General features: G+C 53.8%; 20 protein-coding genes. 15 read left to right on the top strand and 5 right to left on the bottom strand.

Going from position 1 to position 22,520, the window contains the following annotated elements:
• Positions 1-60: 60 nt before the first annotated feature.
• The gene (locus tag RIC29_06285; protein MEQ8734511.1) at positions 61-1,089 is read right to left on the bottom strand and encodes a glycosyltransferase; all 1,029 of its coding nucleotides are present in this window, start codon (positions 1,087-1,089) and stop codon (positions 61-63) included.
• 113 nt (positions 1,090-1,202) lie between these two features.
• Here RIC29_06285 and RIC29_06280 point away from each other — a divergent pair, with 113 nt between their 5' ends.
• From RIC29_06280 to RIC29_06265, 4 genes are all read left to right on the top strand, one after another.
• Positions 1,203-2,105, top strand: a complete 903-nt coding sequence (locus tag RIC29_06280; protein MEQ8734510.1) for a lysophospholipid acyltransferase family protein — start codon at positions 1,203-1,205, stop codon at positions 2,103-2,105.
• Positions 2,102-3,097 carry a class I SAM-dependent methyltransferase gene (locus tag RIC29_06275; protein ID MEQ8734509.1) on the top strand — a complete coding sequence of 332 codons (996 nt, stop codon included), beginning with the start codon at positions 2,102-2,104 and terminating at the stop codon, positions 3,095-3,097. The genes RIC29_06280 and RIC29_06275 overlap by 4 nt, the downstream gene beginning before the upstream one ends.
• A gap of 113 nt (positions 3,098-3,210) precedes the next feature.
• Positions 3,211-4,605: an NAD(P)/FAD-dependent oxidoreductase gene (locus tag RIC29_06270; GenBank protein MEQ8734508.1), complete on the top strand. Its 1,395-nt coding sequence runs from the start codon at positions 3,211-3,213 to the stop codon at positions 4,603-4,605.
• A gap of 92 nt (positions 4,606-4,697) precedes the next feature.
• A complete protein-coding gene (locus RIC29_06265) occupies positions 4,698-5,486 on the top strand; it encodes a GntR family transcriptional regulator (GenBank protein ID MEQ8734507.1) in 789 nt (262 codons plus the stop codon).
• Between the two features lie 13 nt (positions 5,487-5,499).
• On the opposite strand, the gene RIC29_06260 is transcribed toward RIC29_06265, so the two are convergent.
• Together RIC29_06260 and RIC29_06255 are read right to left on the bottom strand one after the other, a co-directional pair.
• Positions 5,500-7,026 (bottom strand): ABC transporter substrate-binding protein, encoded by a 1,527-nt coding sequence (locus tag RIC29_06260; protein ID MEQ8734506.1) that lies wholly within the window; start codon positions 7,024-7,026, stop codon positions 5,500-5,502.
• Between the two features lie 141 nt (positions 7,027-7,167).
• Complete coding sequence (locus tag RIC29_06255) at positions 7,168-7,485, bottom strand: 2Fe-2S iron-sulfur cluster-binding protein (protein MEQ8734505.1); 318 nt, start codon at positions 7,483-7,485, stop codon at positions 7,168-7,170.
• Between the two features lie 179 nt (positions 7,486-7,664).
• Here RIC29_06255 and RIC29_06250 point away from each other — a divergent pair, with 179 nt between their 5' ends.
• The 4 genes from RIC29_06250 (at position 7,665) to RIC29_06235 (ending at position 10,977) form a co-directional block, all read left to right on the top strand.
• Positions 7,665-8,813 (top strand): class I SAM-dependent methyltransferase, encoded by a 1,149-nt coding sequence (locus tag RIC29_06250; protein ID MEQ8734504.1) that lies wholly within the window; start codon positions 7,665-7,667, stop codon positions 8,811-8,813.
• A 10-nt stretch (positions 8,814-8,823) separates the two neighbouring features.
• Positions 8,824-9,183, top strand: coding sequence for a hypothetical protein (locus RIC29_06245; protein MEQ8734503.1), 360 nt, complete (start codon positions 8,824-8,826; stop codon positions 9,181-9,183).
• Between the two features lie 119 nt (positions 9,184-9,302).
• Positions 9,303-10,577, top strand: a complete 1,275-nt coding sequence (locus RIC29_06240) for a methyltransferase domain-containing protein (protein ID MEQ8734502.1) — start codon at positions 9,303-9,305, stop codon at positions 10,575-10,577.
• Positions 10,578-10,611: 34 nt separating this feature from the next.
• Positions 10,612-10,977 carry a hypothetical protein gene (locus tag RIC29_06235; GenBank protein ID MEQ8734501.1) on the top strand — a complete coding sequence of 122 codons (366 nt, stop codon included), beginning with the start codon at positions 10,612-10,614 and terminating at the stop codon, positions 10,975-10,977.
• 61 nt (positions 10,978-11,038) lie between these two features.
• Here the strand turns inward: RIC29_06235 and RIC29_06230 are convergent, their stop codons facing one another.
• A complete protein-coding gene (locus tag RIC29_06230) occupies positions 11,039-11,824 on the bottom strand; it encodes an alpha/beta fold hydrolase (GenBank protein ID MEQ8734500.1) in 786 nt (261 codons plus the stop codon).
• Between the two features lie 117 nt (positions 11,825-11,941).
• Here RIC29_06230 and RIC29_06225 point away from each other — a divergent pair, with 117 nt between their 5' ends.
• From RIC29_06225 to RIC29_06200, 6 genes are all read left to right on the top strand, one after another.
• Complete coding sequence (locus RIC29_06225) at positions 11,942-13,519, top strand: peptide ABC transporter substrate-binding protein (protein MEQ8734499.1); 1,578 nt, start codon at positions 11,942-11,944, stop codon at positions 13,517-13,519.
• A 97-nt stretch (positions 13,520-13,616) separates the two neighbouring features.
• On the top strand, positions 13,617-14,690 hold the full coding sequence (locus RIC29_06220; GenBank protein ID MEQ8734498.1) for a nitrilase-related carbon-nitrogen hydrolase: 1,074 nt from the start codon (positions 13,617-13,619) through the stop codon (positions 14,688-14,690).
• A 75-nt stretch (positions 14,691-14,765) separates the two neighbouring features.
• A complete protein-coding gene (locus tag RIC29_06215) occupies positions 14,766-16,361 on the top strand; it encodes a peptide ABC transporter substrate-binding protein (GenBank protein MEQ8734497.1) in 1,596 nt (531 codons plus the stop codon).
• 69 nt (positions 16,362-16,430) lie between these two features.
• Positions 16,431-17,573 carry an aromatic ring-hydroxylating dioxygenase subunit alpha gene (locus tag RIC29_06210; protein ID MEQ8734496.1) on the top strand — a complete coding sequence of 381 codons (1,143 nt, stop codon included), beginning with the start codon at positions 16,431-16,433 and terminating at the stop codon, positions 17,571-17,573.
• A gap of 32 nt (positions 17,574-17,605) precedes the next feature.
• Positions 17,606-18,562, top strand: a complete 957-nt coding sequence (locus RIC29_06205) for an ABC transporter permease subunit (GenBank protein MEQ8734495.1) — start codon at positions 17,606-17,608, stop codon at positions 18,560-18,562.
• Positions 18,562-19,473, top strand: coding sequence for an ABC transporter permease subunit (locus RIC29_06200; protein ID MEQ8734494.1), 912 nt, complete (start codon positions 18,562-18,564; stop codon positions 19,471-19,473). Before RIC29_06205 ends, RIC29_06200 begins: the two co-directional genes overlap by 1 nt.
• Before the next feature lie 35 nt (positions 19,474-19,508).
• Here RIC29_06200 and RIC29_06195 read toward each other — a convergent pair whose 3' ends face one another.
• Complete coding sequence (locus tag RIC29_06195) at positions 19,509-20,960, bottom strand: ABC transporter substrate-binding protein (protein MEQ8734493.1); 1,452 nt, start codon at positions 20,958-20,960, stop codon at positions 19,509-19,511.
• Between the two features lie 200 nt (positions 20,961-21,160).
• Between RIC29_06195 and RIC29_06190 the strand changes: the two genes are divergently transcribed.
• On the top strand, positions 21,161-22,519 hold the full coding sequence (locus RIC29_06190) for an amidohydrolase family protein (protein ID MEQ8734492.1): 1,359 nt from the start codon (positions 21,161-21,163) through the stop codon (positions 22,517-22,519).
• The last annotated feature ends 1 nt before the right edge of the window (position 22,520 follow it).

Raw genomic sequence — 22,520 nt, 5'->3', positions numbered from 1 at the left:
TGCCCGGAACAGTTGATCAGGTAAATCATCAGATACTCTTACGCTCAGTTTCAAGAAGAGTTAGCTCGAACTGAGGCGTTCAAAAAGCCGGCAATACGCTGAGATCACCACATTTTCTGAGAACCTGTCGTTCACGGCGTCCTGACCTCCTGAGACCAATGTCTTGGCTAGATCCTTATCAGATAACACCCGGCGCACAGCGACAGACATAGCTGATGAGTTATCAACGGGCACCAATAGTCCATTGACCTGATCGGTGATTAAATATCTGGGTCCTTGGCTTTCTGCCGCGACCAAAGGCGTACCCGAAGCCCAAGCGTTCACCACAACATTACCAAAGGGCTCATGCCGGGACGGCACCAAGCAAATATCCGCGGCGGCCAACAAAGCCTCCCGGTCTTGCCGCCACCCCAGAAACTTAACGCGATCAGATACTCCCAAAGACATCGCTTTTGACTTCAGCGCATGCTCACAGGACCCTTCGCCTGCGACCCAGAGATAAACCTCTGTTAATTCTGCCAGTGCTGCAATCGCAACATCAATGGCCTTACTCTCTTCCAAGCGGGCCAAAATCAGCAAGACAGGAACGTTCTCCGGCGTCGCCACACTGGCCCGTTGCACGGGCTCAACATTTTCAATTCGTGGAGAAAAGTTAGGAATATAATCTACACGATCCTCAGCCCAGCCATTACGGATACAGTGTTGCACCAAATCCGGTGTGTTGCAGATCAGATGATCGCACTTAGCGTAGTACTTGAGATTGTAATACCCTCCCAGCCTGCCGACCATACGCCATGGTCCGCGCGGTGCCAGCGCTGCAGCCCTATTCATCCACGCCAGCAGGATATCAGGGCCGAAGTTTCTGGCTGCTCGAGCAGCCCTCCAGCCAGACAACATATCCAATGGGCCGCCCATACGGGCAACCGTCACACCGCAACCGGCTTCAATCAAAGACTGAGACCTGTCAGGATAAAGCCGCGAAACAGCGTGCTGTTGATAACCGCGGGCAGACAACGCTGTGGCCAGATCAACGAAGAACCGTTCTGCACCGCCATGTTCTCCACCTGCAATAATATGAAGTAGGCGCATAAGGTCCTATCTGACTTCTATCTCTTTGGGCAGCATCCGGGCTGTACCCTATCGCACACTTACCGTAAGAATGGACAGACCTTGCAAGGTCAAAATCAGCGGAATAAAAAAACATGACACGCAAGGCCCTTGCTAAACCAATTCAACACAGACTCGAAGCAGCACTGGCCTATGCCGCCTTCAGTCTATTTCGCGTGCTGCCCGTCACGATGGCGTCGGCCATTGGCGGAAAATTGGCGGAATTATTTGGGCCACTCAGTCGCGCCCAACTCACGGCCCAGCGGAACCTAGCCTTGGCTTTGCCAGACATGACAGACCGCGAACGTCGGGCAACACTAAAAAATGTTTGGAATAATTTTGGCCGTGTCATGGCTGAGTATGCGACCTTGTCACGGCTTTGGAGGGGCGGAAAAGGACATGTCGAAGTTGATGGATTGCATTTTGCTAAAGAGATCGCGAACGCGGATGCGCCGGTCATTATGTTCTCAGCGCATATTGGAAACTGGGAGGTCAGCGCCTTAACAATAGGATGGGCCGTAACGCCACCATCCTTAGTCTACCGGGCACCCAATAACCCGTTAATAGAAGATCTATTAAGACATGCACGCGGCAGCGGAACCGGCGCGTTAATTCAAAAAGGCGCAGGCGGTGCGCGTGAAATTATACGCGTGCTGAAAGAGGGCGGCTTTGTTCAAATGGCCGTTGATCAGAAAATGAACACCGGCGTTTCAGTCCCATTTTTTGGGCGGGATGCTATGACGGGGGATGCCGTTGCACGACTGGCCCTGAAGTACGGATGCGCTCTGCTCCCAGCGCATTCAGAACGTGTGAATGGCTGCCATTTTCGCGTGACTTACGAACAACCTTGGTTCGCAGAAAATACTGGGGATACAGAAGAGGATGTTAAGAAAGTACTGCTCAAAATCAACCAAACCATTGAGGGCTGGGTGAGAAACCAGCCAGGACAATGGCTATGGCTGCACAATAGGTGGCCACGTGACGAGGTCAAAAATTGAGCGCTCTCACATTTATTGGTCAATCGATCTCATGCCCACTGTGCTCGTCTGCGAATCTTATTTGTATTGGCCAGAAGGACCGTCATAATACTCCACTTAAGACAGATCTCTGTCGTAACTGCGGACATGTTTTTACCAATCCACAACCCACAACGGCGGAACTGAACGCCTTTTATTCGGACAATTACCGCTCTGATTATAAAGGCGTGATGACGCCAAAACCAAAACACGTTTATCGGGCTGGCCTGCGAGCGTTAGAGCGTTTGGACCGTCTGTTGCCCTATGCGCAACCGGCAGGCCGAGTGCTGGATATTGGGTCTGGCGGTGGAGAGTTCATCTATCTGATGACACGGGCAGGATTTCAAGCCAAAGGCATTGAACCAAACCGTGGATACGCAGACTTCTCCAATACATCTTATGAAATTGATGTCGATGTCGGCACCGTGGAAGCCACGCTTCAAACCGGCTCTGCGTGGGATGTTATCACCCTGCACCATGTGCTCGAGCATCTGGCTGATCCCGTGAATGTTTTGCGCGCGCTCGGCCAGCAGCTATCAGAGTCGGGGGTGCTTATTGTTGAAGTTCCCAACGTAGAGGCCCGCTACCATGGACCCCACCGGTTGTTCCATTTGGCACACCTCCACAATTTTTCTCATACCGGGCTGATTTACGCAGGCAGTCTGGCAGGATTAGTGGCAACAGACTTGGCTATTTTGCCGGGAACCGGACACCTGAATGTGGTTTTTAAAAAATCTGACCGATCACCCAGCACTCCAAACTCTGACCGTGCCGTTGAAATAGAGCGGCATATCAGAAGAAATACGCGATTACGTGACATCTTCTCAGCGCGACCTTTCTGCCGTCTCTGGGCAAATCTCAAGCGCCCAATTCGTGAAGCCACGGCCCTAAGGTATCTGGGCAACCCGGATTCTGCGCGGGATATCCTTGACCGCATGTACGGCCCTGCCCTGTTGATACGCGTTAATTCCTAAGGCTTAAATTCATCATAAATTTAAGACCATTGCTTGCCTCATGCGGTGGATTAGCCCTACGCTTTACCGAAGTAATACCAACAGCCCTGGCCAAATCTATTGGGATGGCGCACATGATCAACCGTAGAACACTGCTACAGACTGCCGCTGCGACAGCAGTGACACACACAGCATCTAAGGCACACGCGCAGTCAAAATCAGACGTGATCGTGATTGGAGCCGGATTATCGGGTCTCAACGCAGCGCTATTACTGGAAGATTTCGGAATGTCCGTCACCGTGCTGGAAGCACGCGACCGCGTGGGTGGGCGGGTCTACACGCTGGCAGATAAGCCTGAAATGCCAGAAGGCGGCGGGTCTGAAATCGGCCCCATGTACGCACGTATTATGAGCACCGTTGATCGCTTTGGCCTCACGCTAGAACCCTGGCAAATCGCGGGTTTGAATTTCATGATTAATGCTGGAGGCCAAAGGGTGTCCTTAGCGGACTGGCCTCAAGCCAGCGTCAATCAGCTTCCCGACAAAACCAGAAATATTCCGCCCTTTGGCTTGACCCGCGCCTTCATGCCGAAGGAGACGGGTCTCCCAGAGCTTGACAGTTGGCTAGAGGCAGAGTTCAACGCCAACGACAAATCATTGTACGACCACTACGTTGCTGCCGGCGCAAGTCCAGAAGATCTTCGCTATCTGCAACTGGCTGCGCAGTCTGACAGCCTACACACAGAGTCTTATTTCTGGAACCTGCGCAAAGCGCGCGTATCGGCTTTTGAAATGACGGGCGAGCCATTCAATTTGGTTGTCGGTGGGATGAGCAAAGTTCCAGAAGCCATGGCAAATGCTTTAAAAGGAGACGTGCGGCTGAACACGCCTGTCGCTGCGATCAACCAATCAGCCGATGGCGTTGAAGTAACAACAGCGTCTGGCGAAGTTTTGAGAGCACAATACACGATCTCTAGTCTCCCCCTGACGCTGCTCCGTACTTTGAAACTTGATCCCGTCCTACCGCCCCTGCAGGCAGAAGCCGTATCAAATATCCCATACGGGCAGGCCACCAGCGTCTATCTCAAAGTGAATGAACCGTTTTGGGAAATTGATGGTCTGGGCTCATCGCTCTGGTCAGACGGACCAATCGGTCGCGCGTATAACTGGGGCACGCCCAATGGCAAGTATATCTGGGTCTATCTGAACGGCATTGTGAATTACACCCTGCGTACGTGGAACGATGAAGACATCATGGCCTACGTAATGCGAGAGATAACTGCCATGCGGCCCAGCATGGAAGGGCGCGTCGAAGGCATTGCTGTTCGCAATTGGAGCGGCGACCCCTACACGCGCGGCACCTTCGCTTACCGCGCCCCAGGGCAAATCGCCAAATACGGCAACATCGTCGCAAATCCTCACGGACGTCTTCACTTTGCAGGCGAGCACACAGCCCTCCTGCAGCAAGGGATGGAAGGCGCGATGGAATCTGGCGAACGTGCTGCATTTGAAGTGTTCGACCGCGCGTAAAAATAATTGTGAGTCCTGCACGCGTGGGGCTGTGTCTAAGGCTGATTTGCCGTAACGTGCAATAAAGTTGTGATCAAGGGGACAGCGGCCCAATGAAGCCTTTAACTGCCGACACTGTTGCCGAGAGCCAAAAGCTTCCACGGTACTACCAAGTCTACCTGACGCTGAGAGATTGGATTCACAACGGAAACTATCGGTCTGGAAAACAACTTCCAACCGAAACCGAGCTCTGCGAAACCTTTGGTGTTTCACGCATCACAGTTCGTAAAGCCGTTGATCTGCTGGCAACAGATAAACTGGTGCGCCGGGAACAAGGACGCGGCACATTTGTCACGGGCAATGATGCGACACCACCACTCACTGGCGACATGGGGCAAGTCTTAAAACGCATCGATTCACTCGCGCAACGCTCTCAAGCCCGCAATTTTAAGGTCGAACAGGTCTCGGCGGACGCCGATACAGCGACAGACTTGCAGTTGGATATTGGTGCTGAAGTCACCTGCGTCTCGCTAACACGTGTCATGCAGGGCAGGGTCATCGGTCGATCAAAAACCTACTTCCCTGCCAGCTTAGAGGTTAAACTCGACGTTGCTGAAATTGATACTTTGTCTTTGGTGAGCATATTGGAGCGCAAGGGCATCAACATCCTCAGCGCAGACCAATTGATCGGGGCCACGTTGGCCGACATGCAAGATGCAAATGTCTTGGGTTGCGCTGTAGGAACACCCCTGGTGCGTATTAGGCTTATCGTTTTCGATACCAATTATCAGCCTGTTCAGCGACACGATTCTGTTTATCTCGCGGATTTCTATCAGCATCGCATTCACTTGGTACGGGAACCCGGCGAACTCGGAGGTTTCAAATGGTCCCAAAGCGACTGAGATTTCGGCCCGGCTAGTCCGCCTTCACCCTAACGTTCTCGTACATCACAACTTTATTAGCTACCTGCACATTGCTGACATTTGGTGCATGGGCGAACAGGTCAAACATCTCCACCAAGAACAAACTGGGCGCTCGGGTATGAAACTCCTGCGCCAAGTCAAAGAGGCGTTCCTGACGCAACTCGGTCTCCATGGCCGCCGCCGCTGCAGAGACCTTAGCCGTCAACACCTCGTCACAATAGAATGGCACCGCTTTGAGGCAGGAGAAATACTCCATTGGGCGCAGTACATCGTTGTAGGGCAACGCATTCCAAGACAGCGTAAAGCCGTCAATACTGTCGTTCCATGTCCCCGGCAGATAATTATTGATCCATGTTGGAAACGTCACAGTTTGCAGATTGAGTCGCACCCCAACTTGAGACAAATAATCAGCCACCGTCTGATAGATCGAACTGTCACCGGGTACGCGCTCGATCATCACCGCAAAAGTCAGGTCGAAGCCATCTGGGTAGCCAGCGTCAGCCAGCAAAGCGCGGGCTTGGTCTGGGTCGTAAGGATAAGGCTCGATATCTGGATTATAGCCAAAAGTGCGTCGACCCGCGGGCTGCCCTCCTGGTACCGTAACCCCAAGCAATAAGGCGTCCGCGATGGCCTGTTTGTCGACCGCATAGTTTAGCGCTTGGCGCACACGGATATCTTTAAGTGGCGTCTCTCTGTCCTCTTCAAGGCGAAATGCCATGCTCATAACCCCAAAAATCGGAGCATTCACCGTCTTAAATCCAAGGCGTTCGACCAATTCGATGTCATCAATATTGATGTTCCCAGCAATGTCGATTTGGCCCGCCAGTAGGGCCTGAATGCGTGCCGCGTTGTCTGGCAGGTTGGTCATGCGCACGCCATCAACATATGGAGGACGCCAGGACTCAGGCCGCGCCGTTAGCTCTGCAACACCAGAGGTGTCGCCCCAATCAGACACAACAAAGGAGCCCGTACCTGCCGGATCTTTGGCATACGCATCCGGTCCAAGTTCAGCCCATGCCTTCGGTGCGACGACAAACATCGCGTTGAGACGGTTTGGCAAAATGGCATCAGGCGGGTCAGTGCGAATTAGAACCGTGTGGTTATCAATAGTTTCAGCCGAAGTGATGCTGCGCACTTCATTGCCAATAATGGAGCGTCGACCTTCGTCGGTTTTAAGCCACATGATCGTATCCACAACGGCTGCAGACGTAAACGGCTCTCCGTTTGAAAACGTGACACCCTGCCGAAGATGGAATTGCCAGGTGTTTGGATCAATGTTTTCCCAGGAGGTCGCCAAGGCAGGCACCAGATTTCCATCTGGGTCTAACCGGGTCAGCGCGTCAAATATACCAAGCCATATGAAATTAGAGGGGGTGCCGTTGGCGCGATAAGGATTGCCGTAATTGATCGGCAAGCCCTTGGTCGCATACCGGAGGATATTCTCATCTGCCCGGACGGCTGTTCCAACCGTCCCAAAACTGGTGTGCAGCGCCAAAACAAAAACCAGAAGAAGCCGCATTACATGTTCCAACCGCGTGATGACTGAAGCCAGGCGTCCAAGACCTTTACTGTGAGGGGGATATAGTCCTCCTCATGCACAACGCAAACAGCGAGAAGATCCAAAAACACAACGACGCAGATTAGGACCTCAGCCGCTTCTTTATTCTTCAGGCGCAACAACGATGGTCAGGCCATCCAGCTCGTCTGTCATCGTGACCTGACAGCTGAGGCGCGAGCTGTTGGGTTGATAGCTCTCGGTTTCTTCCACCAATTCTTTCTCATCTTCCGACAAAGGAGGCAGTTTATCGGCCCAGGCGGCATCGACAAAAATGTGACATGTGGCGCAAGAACAGCAACCGCCACAAATGGCTTCAACATCAAGATCGTTGTCGCGCAGAATTTCCATCAAGGTCGCGCCTGCCTTGGCTTCAACTTGGCTTTGTTCGCCAGCGCGGTTGGTGACATTCAAGGTTGCCATGGGGTAAAACTCCGATCCTGATATCTAAGGCAAATACTATGAGAGCGCTGGTACCCCAAAGGCAGGGTTGCGGGCAACCCCTTAGCCGTTCTCCAAGAATGAACAGGCCCGAAAACAAGGACTTTATCCGCAAGGCAGGCAGCTTATAGTTTCTCAGAGAAGAGAAAGGAGTTTGGATCATGCTGCTACCACCACCCCAAGCCACCCACGGCATCACGCCCAAATGGTCAACGGATGATAAGGCCAGGCAAGCCTTTCAAAGGACCCTGCGGGAATGTGTCATTCGTAACCTGTCCAACGGGAGCCGGGTCATTTTCGAGAACCGAGTCACACCTCGATTCGAGAAAGAACAGGGCCGACCCTTTGAAACCCGCCAGGAAATTAAAACCGAGATGCGCAAGGAGCCCTTTTATCAGGCGCACCTCAGCATCCAGCGCGCCGCCCAGGAATTGATGTGGGCGTCAGTGACTTACTCTTTGAACCGTCAGATCGACGACATGATGGTCCGGGCTAAGCAAAGCATCGACACCCTCGGCAGCCTGACCCTAAATCCGGATATGGAAATTCCTAAATACATCGACAGCTTGGATATCCACTGCATGCCGGGCGGGTACACGACGGACCTGGGCGATGGCGATATCGCGGCAGGTGCAATTTACGATAAAGGCTCTTACATCTATGGCAGCGGTCGCGGTGGCCCCCAGGGGGACAGGTCTGGCCAGTCCATTGTTGGGTATCTGAAACGGGAGCACCCCGGCTTCGCTCCCAAACGTATACTCGATATGGGCTGCGCCACCGGCAATAACACTGTCCCCTTTTGTGATGCATATCCAGACGCAGAAGTACACGGCATCGAATTGGGCGCCGCATTACTTAGGTATGCACATGCAAGAACCGAGTCTCTGGGTAAAGCGATCCATTTCAGTCAGCAGAACGCGGAAAAGACAAACTTTGAAGATGAGTCTTTCGACCTCGTTGTCTCCTGTATCATCTTCCATGAGACATCTCGTAAAGCCGTGCCCCGTATCCTGGAAGAAACCCGACGCCTGCTCAAACCAGGTGGTCTGATGGTCCACTTAGAGGCTGGCCAATTCGAAAACTTCGACTTGTGGCGGCAAACCGTTTTCGATGCCGAAACCTATAACAATAATGAACCCTTTTGGTCGACCTATCGAGATATGGACCTTGAGAAAGCAATGGCCGACGCGGGATGGCCTGAAGGATCAACTAAACTACATCTCGAACCCTTTGGCCATGCCCCCGTCACATCTACGAACACCGCTCAGAAAAACATGATGGGGTTCTGGTTCATGGTCGGCCAAAAATAGGAGAATACCCATGAATGAGACATCTAAAGTCAAGGTACCGCAAACCGCAAAGGGGCATCGCCCGACATTCTTTGATGATCCGGTGAACGATCGGCTCATCGCCATGATGATGTCGATGATCACAGAAATGTGGGTGATGCGTGAACGCCTTGATACAGTCGAAGCGGTAGCAGCTCAAAAAGGTGTTTTTTTAGAAAAAGACATTGAAACCTTTGAGCCGTCTCCCGAGCGCGCCGAAGAGCGGGAACGCATGCGTCAGGAATTGCTGGACCGCATTTTTTATGTGTTTCAGGAAGAAACTGAAGATACGGCCCGTGGTGACACCGAGGAAACCTACGAGCAAGCCATCAACATCAGCGCAGATCGCTAATTGCGCCGAAGTCATACAGCGCACGCGTCGGCGCGCACCCCCTTGCCACGTGTTGAGCGAGCATTAGACTCCTTGACAATTCGCAGTTCATACTCTGCATGACGGCAAGGATACCTGCTATGGCCAGCACACTCCCACCCACCTACGACCGCTCTAGCACACACCCTCTGTCACCTGCCGTAGACCACGATGAAACGGCGCGATTCAATTTTTTGACCAACCTCAATGTGCATCTCAATCAGCAGGTATTCCCTGGGAATCGCCTCGCCTTTGAGAAACGCGTTGCGCCGGCATTTCAAAAAACCCAAGGCAAAGCGCTGGAAACACGACAGCAGGTCCGTGATGCGATGAGAAAAGATCCACACTACCAATCTTGGGCCGCACTTCGGCGCAATACTATGGAACAACGTCAACAAGCTGGCCGGCATGTGGTTCTGCGCCAGTTAGACAATCTGGTGAACAACGCCAAAGCGCATAACACAGGCAAAGATACACTCCTGTTGAATAAAGACACGACCGTGCCGCGCTATCTTGCGGCAGTCGACAATCACTGCATGCCGGGCAGTTACCACACCGGCGTTGTAGACGATGATGTGCTTGCTGGCGTGAACTATGAAGCTGGTATTTTTGTCACAACCGCAGGGTCGATGTCGTCAAGAGGAGATGGCGGCGGACGTGCTGTTGTGAACTTCGTGAAACAAAATGCACCGGACTTCAAACCGCGTCGTATTTTGGATTTGGGCGCAGGGATTGGAGTCAACACCTTGCCAATCGCCGCAGCTTATCCGGAGGCTGAGGTAATTGCAGTTGATGTTGGCGCGCCAATGTTGCGCTGGGGGCACGCTCGAGCACAAGCTCTGGAATACAAAAACGTACGTTTTATTCAGGCTGATGGAGACGCACTGGATATCGAGCCCAACTCCATCGACTGGGTACAGACCACCATGTTCTGGCATGAAACCTCAACTTCAGCCTTTCAAAGCATGATGAAAAAGATATACGCGATGATGACTCCTGGGGGGCTCTGCCTGAATGTGGAGCAGCCTAATTTCACGCCGGATACGTCTTTGTACGATCAATTCACCCGCGACTGGGATGCCTGGTACAACAATGAGCCTTTTTGGTCAAAGTTGCATGTCATGGATGTCTTCGACGTTATGGCCAAAGCGGGCTTTTCTAAAGAGCACATGTTTGAAGGCGGCACCGAAGCTGATATCGAGCAAGGACAGTTCCAGCCGTGGTCAAGCACCATGTCACGTCACTCAGCGGAGTTGCATAAAGGTCCGAGAGCGAATGGAAACGGTGACCCTGCCGATCTTTCGAAAGACTGTGGCGACGGGAAAGATTCCAAGTATAAAGGCGAGCGCTGGTATTTATTCGGCGGTTGGAAATAAGTCGCACACAAAGAAGGAACTATAGGAACACACAATGGCCGATATTGACGTCAACAAACTTGCGAACGCCAAATCAAAAGGTAAACGCCCTTATTTCTTTGACGATCCTGCCGTTGAACGTGTTTTGTCGATCACTATGGCCGTAGCCACCGAGCTTGCTGTCACCCGCGAGCGCTTAGACACTGTCGAGCGCCTGCTTGAAGATGGCGTACCGGTGACCAAAGCCAATATCGATTCCTACCGGCCCGATGACGATGCCTCCCGAGAGCGGCAGCAGTGGCATGCAGATTACATCGCCCGCATTCTGCGCATCATTCATCAAGAACTTGAGGCCCTCGAAGACGAAAGCCTGAATACGGACCCGGAAAAACTTGCGGATGAGTTCGCAGCAGGCGAATAAGCTAGGCGTTGCAAAAGTTTCGCAACATTAAGTGACCATCCCGTTAAGTATCTAGTCCCCTCTATATCGACAAAAGAATTTCAACTGTTTCTTCCGGAGCTGTAACCATCAAGTCATGTCCGGTGTCCAGAGTCAGATAAGTCCATTCCGGATCAGCCGCCGTTATGGTTTCGACTGGATCGCCATTCTCGCCAATCTGACGCGCATTCTGGGTGCATCGGACATAGGTTTTCGGCAAGCCGGCGGGGCCGCCGTTTTCATAAACAACGGTTTCCATCAATGTTGGTAGCGGATGCTCAACCAGCTTGGTTTCAACCCAGTCATACAGCGGATGCCCGTCTGGGATGCCTAAAAAGGCCATCCCGGCGTGGGCCATAAGATAGCCGTCTTTGGCATCCGACATGCGTTCCTCTCCAACACCGGGAGGTAAGAACGGCTTACCATCAGTCGGCAGAACCGCATCCAGATACACAACATGCTGCAGGCGGTCTTTGACCTTATCGGCCACCAGGCTGACCACATGCCCGGCATAGGAATGCCCGACGAGAATAATATCCTCCAATTCCTCAAATTCGATCAAGTTTACGATGTCTGTCACATGTGTGCTGAGGTTGACCTCTGGGTTGCGCAGATGAACGCGGTCACCGAGTCCTGTCAGGGAGGGCGTAAAGACAGCGTGGCCAGCAGCAATCAGCGGGTCGCGCACGTACTTCCAGCACCACCCACCATGCCAGGCCCCATGCACAAGCACGAATGTCTTGCGCTCAGCCGCAACCGCTGCGCGCGCGCCTGTATTAGCGGCAAAAGCCGTCATAGCGGCACTTGCCAGTAAATCTCGTCGTGTCATCATCATCTCCTATACGTGAAATTCTGATCTAGTTTGGGCGATCCCCTCTTGCGGACCAAGCCCATTTCGAAACATCATACATATATGACCAATTTCCCAAGAAAGCGTATGGCCTTTATGAACGTTTTTTTCCGCACTTTTGGTACCCTCACGCTGGCTCTATTGCTTGCAACACAAAGCATAGCAACGGCGTCGACCTTACATCGCGGGACCAATTCTGAGCCTCGCTCCCTTGATCCCCATAAGGCAGTCGGCAATAGCGCTGCGGTTATTCTCTACGATCTATTCACCGGACTGATGACTCTGGATGCCGCTGGCAAGCTGGTCCCGGGCGTCGCCGACTCCTATACGGTCAGCGACGACGGATTGACCTATACATTCACTTTGAGACCGGATGCTTTGTGGTCTGATCGCACCCCGCTTACGGCAGAGGATTTTGTCTATTCCTTTCGCCGTCTGCTGACGCCGGAAACGGCGGCGCGGTTTGCCTCTCAACTGTCTCCCATTGTGAATGCTCAAGCCATCAACAAAGGGGAGATGCCACCGGAAGCTCTAGGCGTTGAAGCTACCGACGCCCGCACCCTTGTGGTCAAACTCAATCAACCAACGGCGTATCTACCGCAATTGATGTCGTCCAATGCAGCGTCCCCGGTGCCACGGCATGTTATTGAGGCGGAAGGCCGGGGTTGGACGCGACCACAGGTTATGGTCAGCAACGGAGCGTATAAGCTGGCCGAAGTGATGCCCGCCACCTTCATCCGGGCGGTTAAGAATGATTTCTTTTACGATGCCGAAAATGTGGCCATTGATGAGGTCATTTTTTACCCCACCGAGAACCAGGGCACGAGCCTCAGCCGGTTTAGGGCGGGCGAGCTTGATGTCATCCTGAATTTCCCGGCAGATCAAATTGATCGCATCCGCGAAACCATGCCGGACTCCCTGCACATCACGCCAGCGTTGGGCATATATTATCTCGCGCCCAATATTCGCAACGCCCCCTTTGATGATCCGCGCGTGCGGCGCGCACTGGCCTTGGCGATTGACCGAGACGCCATCGTGCAGCGACTCTTGCCGCCGGGCACGTCTGCGGCAACCAACATCGTGCCCCCCATCACCGACGGCTATAACGGCACGCCCGCAGAGTATGCAGACAGGCCGATCGGCGAACGCATGGCGGAAGCGCGCGCCCTGCTGCAAGACGCCGGATATGGACCAGACAACCCTCTGACGTTTTCGCTCAAAACCGACCCAATCGAGCAGAACCGCCGTATTGCGGTAGCGCTCACGGCCATGTGGCAAGCGATTGGTGCGAAGGTCGATACCGACACAACTGGCGCGTCTGATGTGAACCGAGACGGCCGGACGGGCAATTTCGAAATGATTCGCTGGACCTGGTTTGGTCCTATTGATGACGCCGCCACGTTTTTAGGGCTGTTGGAATCTACCAACGGGGCCAACGTCACCGGCTACAGCAACCCGGTCTTTGATGCGAAATACCGAGAAGCCAATGCAGAACGCGATCCGCAAAAACGGGAAACCTTACTGGCCGAGGCCGAAGCGATCCTAAACACTGATCAGCCGATCATTCCACTTTATTTTCATGCCGGGCGACGCTTGGTGAACCCGGTTGTGCAAGGCTGGGTCGATAACGCGCGTAGTGCAAATCTCACCCGCTATCTGTCACTTAATCGATAACAGGCGTCTGCGTGTGTCACTGAATGTCACCGTGTAGTTCTTGACCGAAGGAAACAGCGAGCCTTAGCCTGACTATAAAACATGAGGGGAAGATAAGATGACCACAGACCAGACTGGATCTCAGCTTATGGTGCGCGAAGACGGCACCTATCCCACCGTGCCACTACGTAAAGACCGCATCACCATTTCAGTGGTTCAGACGGAAGTGCATGGCGTACCCGGCGACAAACCGGAGCCCGCGCTGAAGGAAAATCTGAACTACATGCTCAACAGCATTGATGCGGCCAATGGCTACGGCGGCCCCAGCGATTTACTACTGTTTCATGAGTTTCCCCTCACCGGCTTCAGCACTTGGACGCGCGAGCAGCACTATAATGTGTGCCGTGAAGTCCCCGGACCTGAAACCGAAGCTATCGGACAAAAGGCCAAACAATATGGCTGCTACGTGGCTTTCGGGACTTATGCCAAAGACCCCGTAAACTGGCCCGGCCATATTCTGCACTTGATGGTGTTGATTGGCCCCGACGGCAACATCGTCGCCCAGCATTGGAAACAACGTAATGTGCGCGGCATGTTCCCAGGGTCGGAACAATTCACCACAAACATTTACGATGTGTACCCGCGCTTCATTGAGATGTACGGCGAGGACGCGGTTATTCCCGTGGCCCAAACAGACATCGGCAACATCGCTATGTCAGCGGTTCAATTTGAGCCGGAGTTGTTTCGCTGCTTCGCTATGAAAGGCGCTGAGATTATCTGCCGGGTGGCGACCGGCGGATTTGAGTCAGACGACATGCGACTCACCTCCTATCACAACAGCGTCTACACCATGATCACCAATAACTCAGTCACCATCAGCAAAAAGAATAAATCGTTCTTCCAAGACACCGCTTATGGCGGCCCAGGGCGTTCAGCCATCTATGGTCCGAGAGGCGTAGAATTGGCATTAGCGGGGCCTTTTGAGACCCAAAGAAAAACCATCGTGCCCATTAAGGATTTCCGTGAAAAACACCGAATCCCCGATGTGCATATGGCCCTGTACCGGCCCGTGTTTGATCAATACCGTGAGCGCTACGATACGGGGATGTATTTGGAGGGCGAATTGCCGCAAGATCGACGCGCGGCTGGCAAACAGTTCGCGGAACGCGCCCGATGGATACACTATTGGTAAATTCAAGTTTCTAAATCTCGACCGCAATACTTCATAGGATACGCCTCTGAAGGGAACAACGGCAGGAGAGTTAAGATGCAGATAGTAACGCGTTGTGTTGGTGCCGTGATGCTCGGCGTCATGATGATGGCAGGACCACTGGCGACACCCGCTGCCGCAGAAATGGTGCTGAACCGCTCCGGTGGCAGCGATCCGTCCTCGCTTGACCCGCAAAAAGCGACCGGGAATACAGCTGTCCCGATCCTCAACGAATTGTTTGTCGGTCTGATGACGCCGGATGCCAACGGCCAACTCACCTATGGTTTGGCCGAAAGCCACACCGTCTCGGATGATGGCCTCGTTTGGGAATTCACCATGCGCGAGGGTCTGAAATGGTCGGACGGCACGCCCCTGACCGCGCAAGACATGGTGTGGTCTATGCAACGCTTGATGAAACCTGAGACCGCCTCTCGCTATGCCCAGTTTTTCTATTCCGTAAAGAACGGTCGACCAGTCAACTCCGGCGATCTGTCCCCAGAAAGCTTAGGCGTCAGCGCACCCGCTGCCCGCACCGTGCGCATTGAGCTTTCGGTTCCGAACCCTTTGTTGCCCCAAGCCCTGAACAGCTTTTCCGCCACGCCTTCGCCGCGTCATAAGGTGGAAGAGCTGGGCAATGACTGGACCAAGCCAGGACAGTTCGTCAGCAATGGAGCCTATACGCTTGAAGAGTGGGTTCCCAATACACGGCTGACGTTGAAGAAAAACCCAAGCTTCTATGCCGCAGACGACGTGCAAATCGAAACCGTTAACTTCTACCCAACCCAAAACCTGAACACGGTCTTCAACCGGTTTAGAGCCGGTGAACTGGATGCCATTCTCAACTTCCCGCCCGATCAAATGGACTGGATCAAAGAGAACATGGCGGACGAGCTGCGCATTTCGCCAACCCTTGGCATTTACTACTTCCTGATCAACACGAAAAAAGCACCTTTTGATGATATTCGGGTACGTAAAGCTCTGGCTTTGGCCTTTGATAGGGAGACGCTGATCGAGCGTTTGATCGATACTGGTGTGGTTCCGGCTTATAGCTTTGTCTCGCCTGTGGTTGATGGGTATGAAGTTTCGCGCGCCTCTATTGCGTCCATGCCTATGTCCGAGCGCATGACCGAAGCCAAGCGCCTGATGGCCGAAGCGGGATACACTCCGGAGAATCCACTGACCTTCGAGCTGGCTTACGATACCCAGGAAGAGAATCGCAAAATTACATCCGCCATGAAATCCATGTGGCAAAGCATTGGGGTCAACGCCGACCTGATGGACACAGAGTTTCGCAACCTTAACCGCAAGGCTCGCACGGGTGACTACGATGTGATGCGCTGGGCCTGGTTCTCGCCGTTCAATGATGCCTCTGGCTACCTGAACCTGTTGCGATCAGACGACCCGAGCAATTTTATCGGCTACAACAACGCAGAGTTTGACGCCCTGATGAAAGAAGCAAATTCCATTTCCGATCAGCAAAAGCGCAATGAACTCATGAACAAAGCCGAGACGGTTTTGATGGAAGATTATGTTATCCTCCCCGTCTATCATTATGTCAGCCGCCGCCTTGTCAAAACATATGTCGATGGCTGGGTCGAGAACGCCGGTAACAACTATCTGTCGCGTTACATGGCGGTGAACCGCCCAAACTAATGCGGTGAACCGCCCAGATTAAGGCGGTAAACCGTCCCGATTAATCTGGACCAGAGAGGGACAATACCCATGCTGCTAAACTGCTGGTATGTGGCTGCAGAAACCAAAGACATCACCGACGCGCCTAAGGGCGTCCGCATGTTGGGACAAGACCTGGTGATTTTTCGGGACAGTGCGGGAACGGCGCATTGTTTGAGCGACGTCTGCGTTCATCGTGGCGGCTCCCTCTGCCGGGGCAAAGTGGTCAACGATGCTGTAGAATGCCCTTATCATGGCTGGCGCTTTAATGGCGCTGGCGATTGCGTCGAAATCCCTTCTCTTGGGCCGGATGCCAATATTCCGAAACGCGCCCGCGTGGATTCATACCCGGTCGCTGAAAAATATGGCTGGCTCTGGGTCTTTCTCGGCGATGCTCCTGAAGCCGAACGCCCCTCATTGCCCGATTACTTTCCAGAGTACGGCGCCTGGGAACAGGGCGAAAGCGACGAGTGGAAGTTTGTAAAGGGCACATTCACCTTCGAGGCCAACTGGGTGCGCGCTATTGAGAATGGCTGTGATCATACTCACGCCTTTTATGTGCACACAGATTTCGGCAATCCGGGCAAACCCACTGTTGATGACTACGACCTCGACATTGATGAGCAGAAGATCGAATCCATCACCTTTGCAAAGCCGGTCAGCAAGCGCGGAGTCTGGGCTGAAAAAATTGACGACGACCGGCCCGATGTCAAAACCATGGTACGCATTTACAAACCCGCACCGTCTATTCGGATTGAAATGCATCTGAAGCCGCCCATGTGGCAGATGATTGTGTCCGGCTACACACCCATTGATGAGCACCGCACCAAAGTGTGGTGGTGTCACGGTCGCAACTTCTTCACCGATGACAAATACGATGCTGACTCTCACAACCGCGTCCTGCTGGTGTTCCAGGAAGATGCCAAAGTGATCGACTTCATCCGACCCGCTATGGTGCCGCCAACATTGTCCGATGAACTGGCATTAGAGAATGACAAACACGGCATTGAATTTCGTAAATGGGTCAAAGAACAGGAGTTGGCTGGACGGGCGCTGGATCTAAAAACTCAACAGACCACAGATGAAATGGTCAAAGTCATCCCGTCGCCCAAACGCCGCGAAGACCCCAAAAACTGGGTGCTAGAGCCGGTACCCATGAAGCGACCCATACATAGTCGTGAAGCAGCCGAATAAATGAAACCACCTAGCCAGATCGCAAATATACTATGACGTCTTATGCGGTGCGCCGCTTGTTGATTGCAGCGCCAACTCTTTTCTTGATTGTCACCCTGTCGTTCTTCCTGATGCATTTGGCACCGGGTGGGCCGTTCGACGACGATGCTTCTTTAGAGCCAGAAATCATTGCCAATCTGCAAGCAGCCTATGACTTAGACAAACCGGTGATTGTGCAATATGGACTGTATCTCAAGAAAGTGGCCAACGGCGATTTTGGGCCGTCGATCATTTACATCGACCGCACGGTCACGGAACTGTTGATCATCGGCTTGCCCGTCAGTTTGAAACTCGGCATTTCGGCCATGCTGTTGGCCATTATGATTGGGTGTAGCCTGGGGATCATGGCCGCGCTCCGGCAAAACTCCTCTACCGACTACGCTGTGATGGGTGTCGCCATGACTGGAATCGCCGTGCCAAGTTTTGTCATGGCGCCGCTGATGAGTTTGATCTTCGGAGTCATCCTGCAAGTGCTGCCCGTGGCGACTTTAGAACCGCGCGGCGGACTGGCCGAGGCTATGCCGCTCTTGGCTCCCATTACACCCTACATCATGCCGGTGATTGCCTTGGCGCTGCCGCAGATCGCTATTCTGGCGCGACTGACACGCGGGGCGATGATTGAGACCCTTCGACAAAATTACATTCGCACCGCACGCGCTAAAGGACTACCGCAACGACACGTGGTGTGGACTCACGCCTTTAAGTCCGCCGCCCTGCCCGTGATGAGTTACATCGGACCAGCTGCGGCATCTGTGGTCACCGGCTCTGTTGTCATTGAACAGATTTTCCAACTGCCCGGCATGGGCCGGTTCTTTATTCAGGGTGCCATCAACCGGGATTATCCGTTGGTACTGGGTATTGTTGTTGTTTACGCCGTCGCCGTGATCATTCTGAATTTGATCGTCGACCTGATGTATGGGCTCCTCGACCCGAAAGTGAAGATGAACTGATGGCTCTTTTCGCCGCACAACGTGACGCTCAAATGGCCTTGATGGAAAGCGCAACCGCTTTGCAAGGTCGCTCGCTCTGGCAAGATGCCCTGCGACGTTTCAAAGCAAACAAAGCAGCCATGGCCGGCGTGATCGTCCTCGGTCTCATCACCCTAGGGGCCATCTTTGCGCCTTCGTTAAGTCCCTACACGGCAGAAGATCTAGACTGGATGAATATTGGCGCCCCACCCTCACTGGAAAACGGCCATTGGTTCGGCACCGATGATACCGGCAAGGATATGTTTGTCCTGACCTGGATGGGGGCCCGCGTTTCCCTAATCATCGGCATCATGACCACGGCGGTGGCGCTTTCTATCGGCGTTATCTACGGGGCAACGGCAGGATACGTGGGGGGCAGCACCGATAACGCCATGATGCGCTTTATCGACGTGCTCTACGCGCTGCCGTTGCTGTTTTTCATCATCATCCTCGTGACCATCTTTGGCCGCAATATCTATCTGGTGTTTCTCGCCATCGGCTGTGTCGAATGGCTGACCATGGCCCGCATTGTGCGCGGTCAAACGCTGTCCATAAAACAGAAAGAATACATCGAAGCCGCCAAGGCCAGCGGCGCCGGACCCGCCAGCATTATAGGCCGTCATGTTTTGCCCAATGTGGTTGGCCCCGTGATTGTGTATGTGACGCTCTTGGTGCCCACGAACATTCTGGTCGAGAGCTATCTGAGTTTCTTGGGATTGGGCGTGAAAGAACCCCTGACCAGCTGGGGCGTGCTGATTTCACGCGGGGCCAACAGCATTGAGACCGCACCGTGGTTGCTGCTAATCCCGGCCACCTTCCTGGCGATTACAATGTTTTGCTTTAACTTTATCGGCGATGGTTTACGCGACGCGCTCGACCCGAAGGATCGCTAGACCCTGCCAAAGACCACTAGAACCTGCGCAACGGTTTACGGCAGCAAATCAAAGTCTTCAAAGTTCATCACGTCCTGTACCGGCGCATAGCCGGTAACACGGGATGACAGGCCGTCAAAATCTATCCCTTGCCAGAGAATAATGCCCGGCGGATTTTCCCGCTCGTGGGCCATCACCTGGCGATAAAACGGCAACGCGGCCTCGGCAGAGACCTGGTTCCGTGCCTCAGCCAACACGGGCAGCAATGCTTCATCGCAATGGTAGGGACTACGGTCCGGCAAGATGCCCTGACAGACCCGGTGGCGATAGGCCATGAGAGGATCGGCGCCCCGCACGGTCATGCTGATGACCTCGCCGGTTGTGTTGCCAAAAAACAGATCCTGCATATTCTGAAACGGCGGCTTGCCCCGTAATTCCATGTTCACGCCGATCTTAGCAAGGTCTAAGGCCACCTGCTGGAAATACAGAAGATCATTGGCAACGCGCGAGGCCACAGTCGCGACCAAATCGAGACCATCTGGGTATCCCGCTTCCGCCAGCAGGGCCTTTGCGCGTTCCGGATCATACCCATAGGGCGGCAAGTTGGGATCATACCCAAAGGCACCGGGATAGGCCAATTGGGCCAGAGGCTCTGCCTCTCCCTGCAAGAATGCAGTGATCATCGCTTCGCGGTCGATCGCATAATTGAGGGCAAGCCGGACCCTCGGGTCCACAATCGGCCCGCCGTTGACGGTTAGAAAACCTAGAAACACGGTCGTGGTCATATGGCGTAGCGCAAGCCGCCCACCTTCCGCTTCCAGAAAGGGGGCATCATCGGGGCCCAAACCCACAACAAAATCCACAGCATCAGAAAGAATGGCTTGAAGCCTGGCCGTTTGATCTGGGATTTCCACAAAAACCAATCCGTCCAACTTTGGAGCCCGCCAGGACTCATTGAACGCAACCATGTTGACCCGAGAGTCCGTCCAAGCTTCCACCTGAAAAGCACCCGTCCCAACAGGATTTGCCTCGTATTCGGTGCTTGGCAGGGTTTCCCACGCCTCCGGTTCTGGAATGCGCCAGACCGCAGCATGTAAGGGGAACAGCGCATCACGTTCATTCAGTTCGATCTCGACCGTCAGGTCATCGACAGCGCGCGCGCTGGCCACTTGATACAACATTGTACTGATGGTCCACAGCCCCGCCTCTGGGCTGCGCATATGGCCGACAGAGCGGACAATGGCATCGGAGGTGAACGGCTTGCCGTTGGAAAAGGTAACACCCTCGCGCAGCTTAAACGTCCAGGTGATCGCGTCTTCACTGTGCCACGACACCGCCAAACTGGGGCCGATAGACCCATCTTCTTCCACCACTGTCAGCGTGTCATAGATCGCATTCAACGGCATGATGGCTGGCATGGTGATGCCCTGATAGGCATGACCCCGGTTGGGACCAAGGAAAGCCGTGCCGACTATTAGGGTCTGTGCCGAGGCTAAAGGGGCGAACATGCCAACAGCCAAAGCCAGCCCAATAATGACCCACCTGGTGCTGTATTTCCCGCACTGAGCTAAACATGAAGAATAAATGAACATGTGAATATTAAGCTCTCTAAAGGTGAACGGGCTTCGACATAAGATTGACTCTGCGCGCAGTTCATTCAAGGCTTTACCTCAAACAAGTTTACGCAGCGGTTGGATAGGGGGTTAGGATGAGACGAAGACAACGACATCTGATTTCAGTTTTCTGCGGTCTGACAGCCCTTGTGGGCGCAGCGCCAGCCTCAGCTCAATCCCTGTTCCTTGAGAACGTCACAGTCATCGACGGCACAGGCGCAGCCCCTCAACCCGGCCAGACCGTTGTCGTTGCGGATGGACGTATCGTGTCCATCCGTGCGGCTTCGTTGCCGGCATCCAGCTCTGCGGATCGCATAGACGGGAGCGGGAAATTCCTCATTCCCGGCTTAATGGATGTGCATATTCATGTGCCGGGAAGTCCGGTGACATCAAGCTCAGGTGAGGTGACTCGGCTCGAAGACCGCCAGGCCGGTGTTTCAGCGTTGCACAGTTTTCTCTACAGCGGCGTGACCACTGTTTATGACGCTGGAAATCAAGCGGACTACATCATGGGTCTTCGTGGAGACGAGCGTTCGGGCAAACTGCTCAGTCCTCGGATTTTCGCCTCTGGTAGCACGGTGACGTTCCCCGGCAGTTGGGGCGCTGGACCAAACGCTGTGCTGATCGACAGTTGGCCGAACGGTCAGGCGGGACTAGACCGCAACTTTGCGCGGCAGCCGGATCTTCAGAAAATCACTTACGAAAGTTTTGGTGCGGGTGCCAACCCCTGGGTACCAACGTTTTCAGACGACCTCGTGGCGGAGATTATCAAGTACGCCTCATCAAAGGGGGTACGCACGACCATTCATATTTCAGATGAAGCTCATGCCCGTATCGCACTGGCAGCTGGGGTTGATACCTTTGCACATCCCGTCGCCATAGGACGCATGTCCGAGAGCTTTGTCCCGATGATGGCCGACAGTGGCACAATCGTGGTGTCCACCCTGGCCGTGTTTGATAACATCGCCCGGCTTGTCGACGACCCGGGTTTCTTAGACGCACCTTTGTTTCAGGCGGTTTACACAGCCGCACAGATTGAGGAGCTCCGAACCCAAGCGCGTCCACGCTACGCCTCGATTGGCTGGGGAAGCTGGTTTAAAACGACGCTGACCTACGCGATGGAAAACGTGAAGCGATTGCATGACGCAGGCGTGATCATTGCGCTCGGCACAGATCGCCCGATTGGCCCGCTGACCCAGCGCGAGTTAGAACTGATCGTCGAGGCTGGAATTTCGCCCCTTGAGGCCATCACAATCGGCACGCTTAACGCGGCCAAGTATCTCGGGCGCGAGACTGATCTCGGCAGCTTGGAACCGGGCAAACTGGCCGATATGGTGCTGCTGGAGGCTGACCCCAGTGAAGACATACGCAACACACAACGTATCGCTGCCGTTTACAAAGGCGGTGTTAAAATAGACCGGTCAGATTTGCAGATTCCGGCTAACAGTAAGTAGC

The organism is Rhodospirillaceae bacterium, from assembly GCA_040219235.1.
Taxonomy (GTDB): Bacteria; Pseudomonadota; Alphaproteobacteria; order Rhodospirillales; family Rhodospirillaceae; genus WLXB01.
Note: the sequence above shows the minus strand (reverse complement) of the source record. Positions and strands in the feature narration are given on the sequence as shown.

What these genes read in the sequence shown, in the direction of transcription:
- RIC29_06285 (MEQ8734511.1), bottom strand. Translation starts at nt 1,089, where the DNA reads ATGCGCCTACTTCATATTATTGCAGGTGGAGAACATGGCGGTGCAGAA.
- RIC29_06250 (MEQ8734504.1), top strand. Translation starts at nt 7,665, where the DNA reads ATGCTGCTACCACCACCCCAAGCCACCCACGGCATCACGCCCAAATGG.
- RIC29_06270 (MEQ8734508.1), top strand. Translation starts at nt 3,211, where the DNA reads ATGATCAACCGTAGAACACTGCTACAGACTGCCGCTGCGACAGCAGTG.
- RIC29_06235 (MEQ8734501.1), top strand. Translation starts at nt 10,612, where the DNA reads ATGGCCGATATTGACGTCAACAAACTTGCGAACGCCAAATCAAAAGGT.
- RIC29_06225 (MEQ8734499.1), top strand. Translation starts at nt 11,942, where the DNA reads ATGAACGTTTTTTTCCGCACTTTTGGTACCCTCACGCTGGCTCTATTG.
- RIC29_06205 (MEQ8734495.1), top strand. Translation starts at nt 17,606, where the DNA reads ATGACGTCTTATGCGGTGCGCCGCTTGTTGATTGCAGCGCCAACTCTT.
- RIC29_06245 (MEQ8734503.1), top strand. Translation starts at nt 8,824, where the DNA reads ATGAATGAGACATCTAAAGTCAAGGTACCGCAAACCGCAAAGGGGCAT.
- RIC29_06260 (MEQ8734506.1), bottom strand. Translation starts at nt 7,026, where the DNA reads ATGCGGCTTCTTCTGGTTTTTGTTTTGGCGCTGCACACCAGTTTTGGG.
- RIC29_06230 (MEQ8734500.1), bottom strand. Translation starts at nt 11,824, where the DNA reads ATGACACGACGAGATTTACTGGCAAGTGCCGCTATGACGGCTTTTGCC.
- RIC29_06195 (MEQ8734493.1), bottom strand. Translation starts at nt 20,960, where the DNA reads ATGTTCGCCCCTTTAGCCTCGGCACAGACCCTAATAGTCGGCACGGCT.
- RIC29_06215 (MEQ8734497.1), top strand. Translation starts at nt 14,766, where the DNA reads ATGCAGATAGTAACGCGTTGTGTTGGTGCCGTGATGCTCGGCGTCATG.
- RIC29_06220 (MEQ8734498.1), top strand. Translation starts at nt 13,617, where the DNA reads ATGACCACAGACCAGACTGGATCTCAGCTTATGGTGCGCGAAGACGGC.
- RIC29_06190 (MEQ8734492.1), top strand. Translation starts at nt 21,161, where the DNA reads ATGAGACGAAGACAACGACATCTGATTTCAGTTTTCTGCGGTCTGACA.
- RIC29_06200 (MEQ8734494.1), top strand. Translation starts at nt 18,562, where the DNA reads ATGGCTCTTTTCGCCGCACAACGTGACGCTCAAATGGCCTTGATGGAA.
- RIC29_06265 (MEQ8734507.1), top strand. Translation starts at nt 4,698, where the DNA reads ATGAAGCCTTTAACTGCCGACACTGTTGCCGAGAGCCAAAAGCTTCCA.
- RIC29_06240 (MEQ8734502.1), top strand. Translation starts at nt 9,303, where the DNA reads ATGGCCAGCACACTCCCACCCACCTACGACCGCTCTAGCACACACCCT.
- RIC29_06255 (MEQ8734505.1), bottom strand. Translation starts at nt 7,485, where the DNA reads ATGGCAACCTTGAATGTCACCAACCGCGCTGGCGAACAAAGCCAAGTT.
- RIC29_06210 (MEQ8734496.1), top strand. Translation starts at nt 16,431, where the DNA reads ATGCTGCTAAACTGCTGGTATGTGGCTGCAGAAACCAAAGACATCACC.
- RIC29_06280 (MEQ8734510.1), top strand. Translation starts at nt 1,203, where the DNA reads ATGACACGCAAGGCCCTTGCTAAACCAATTCAACACAGACTCGAAGCA.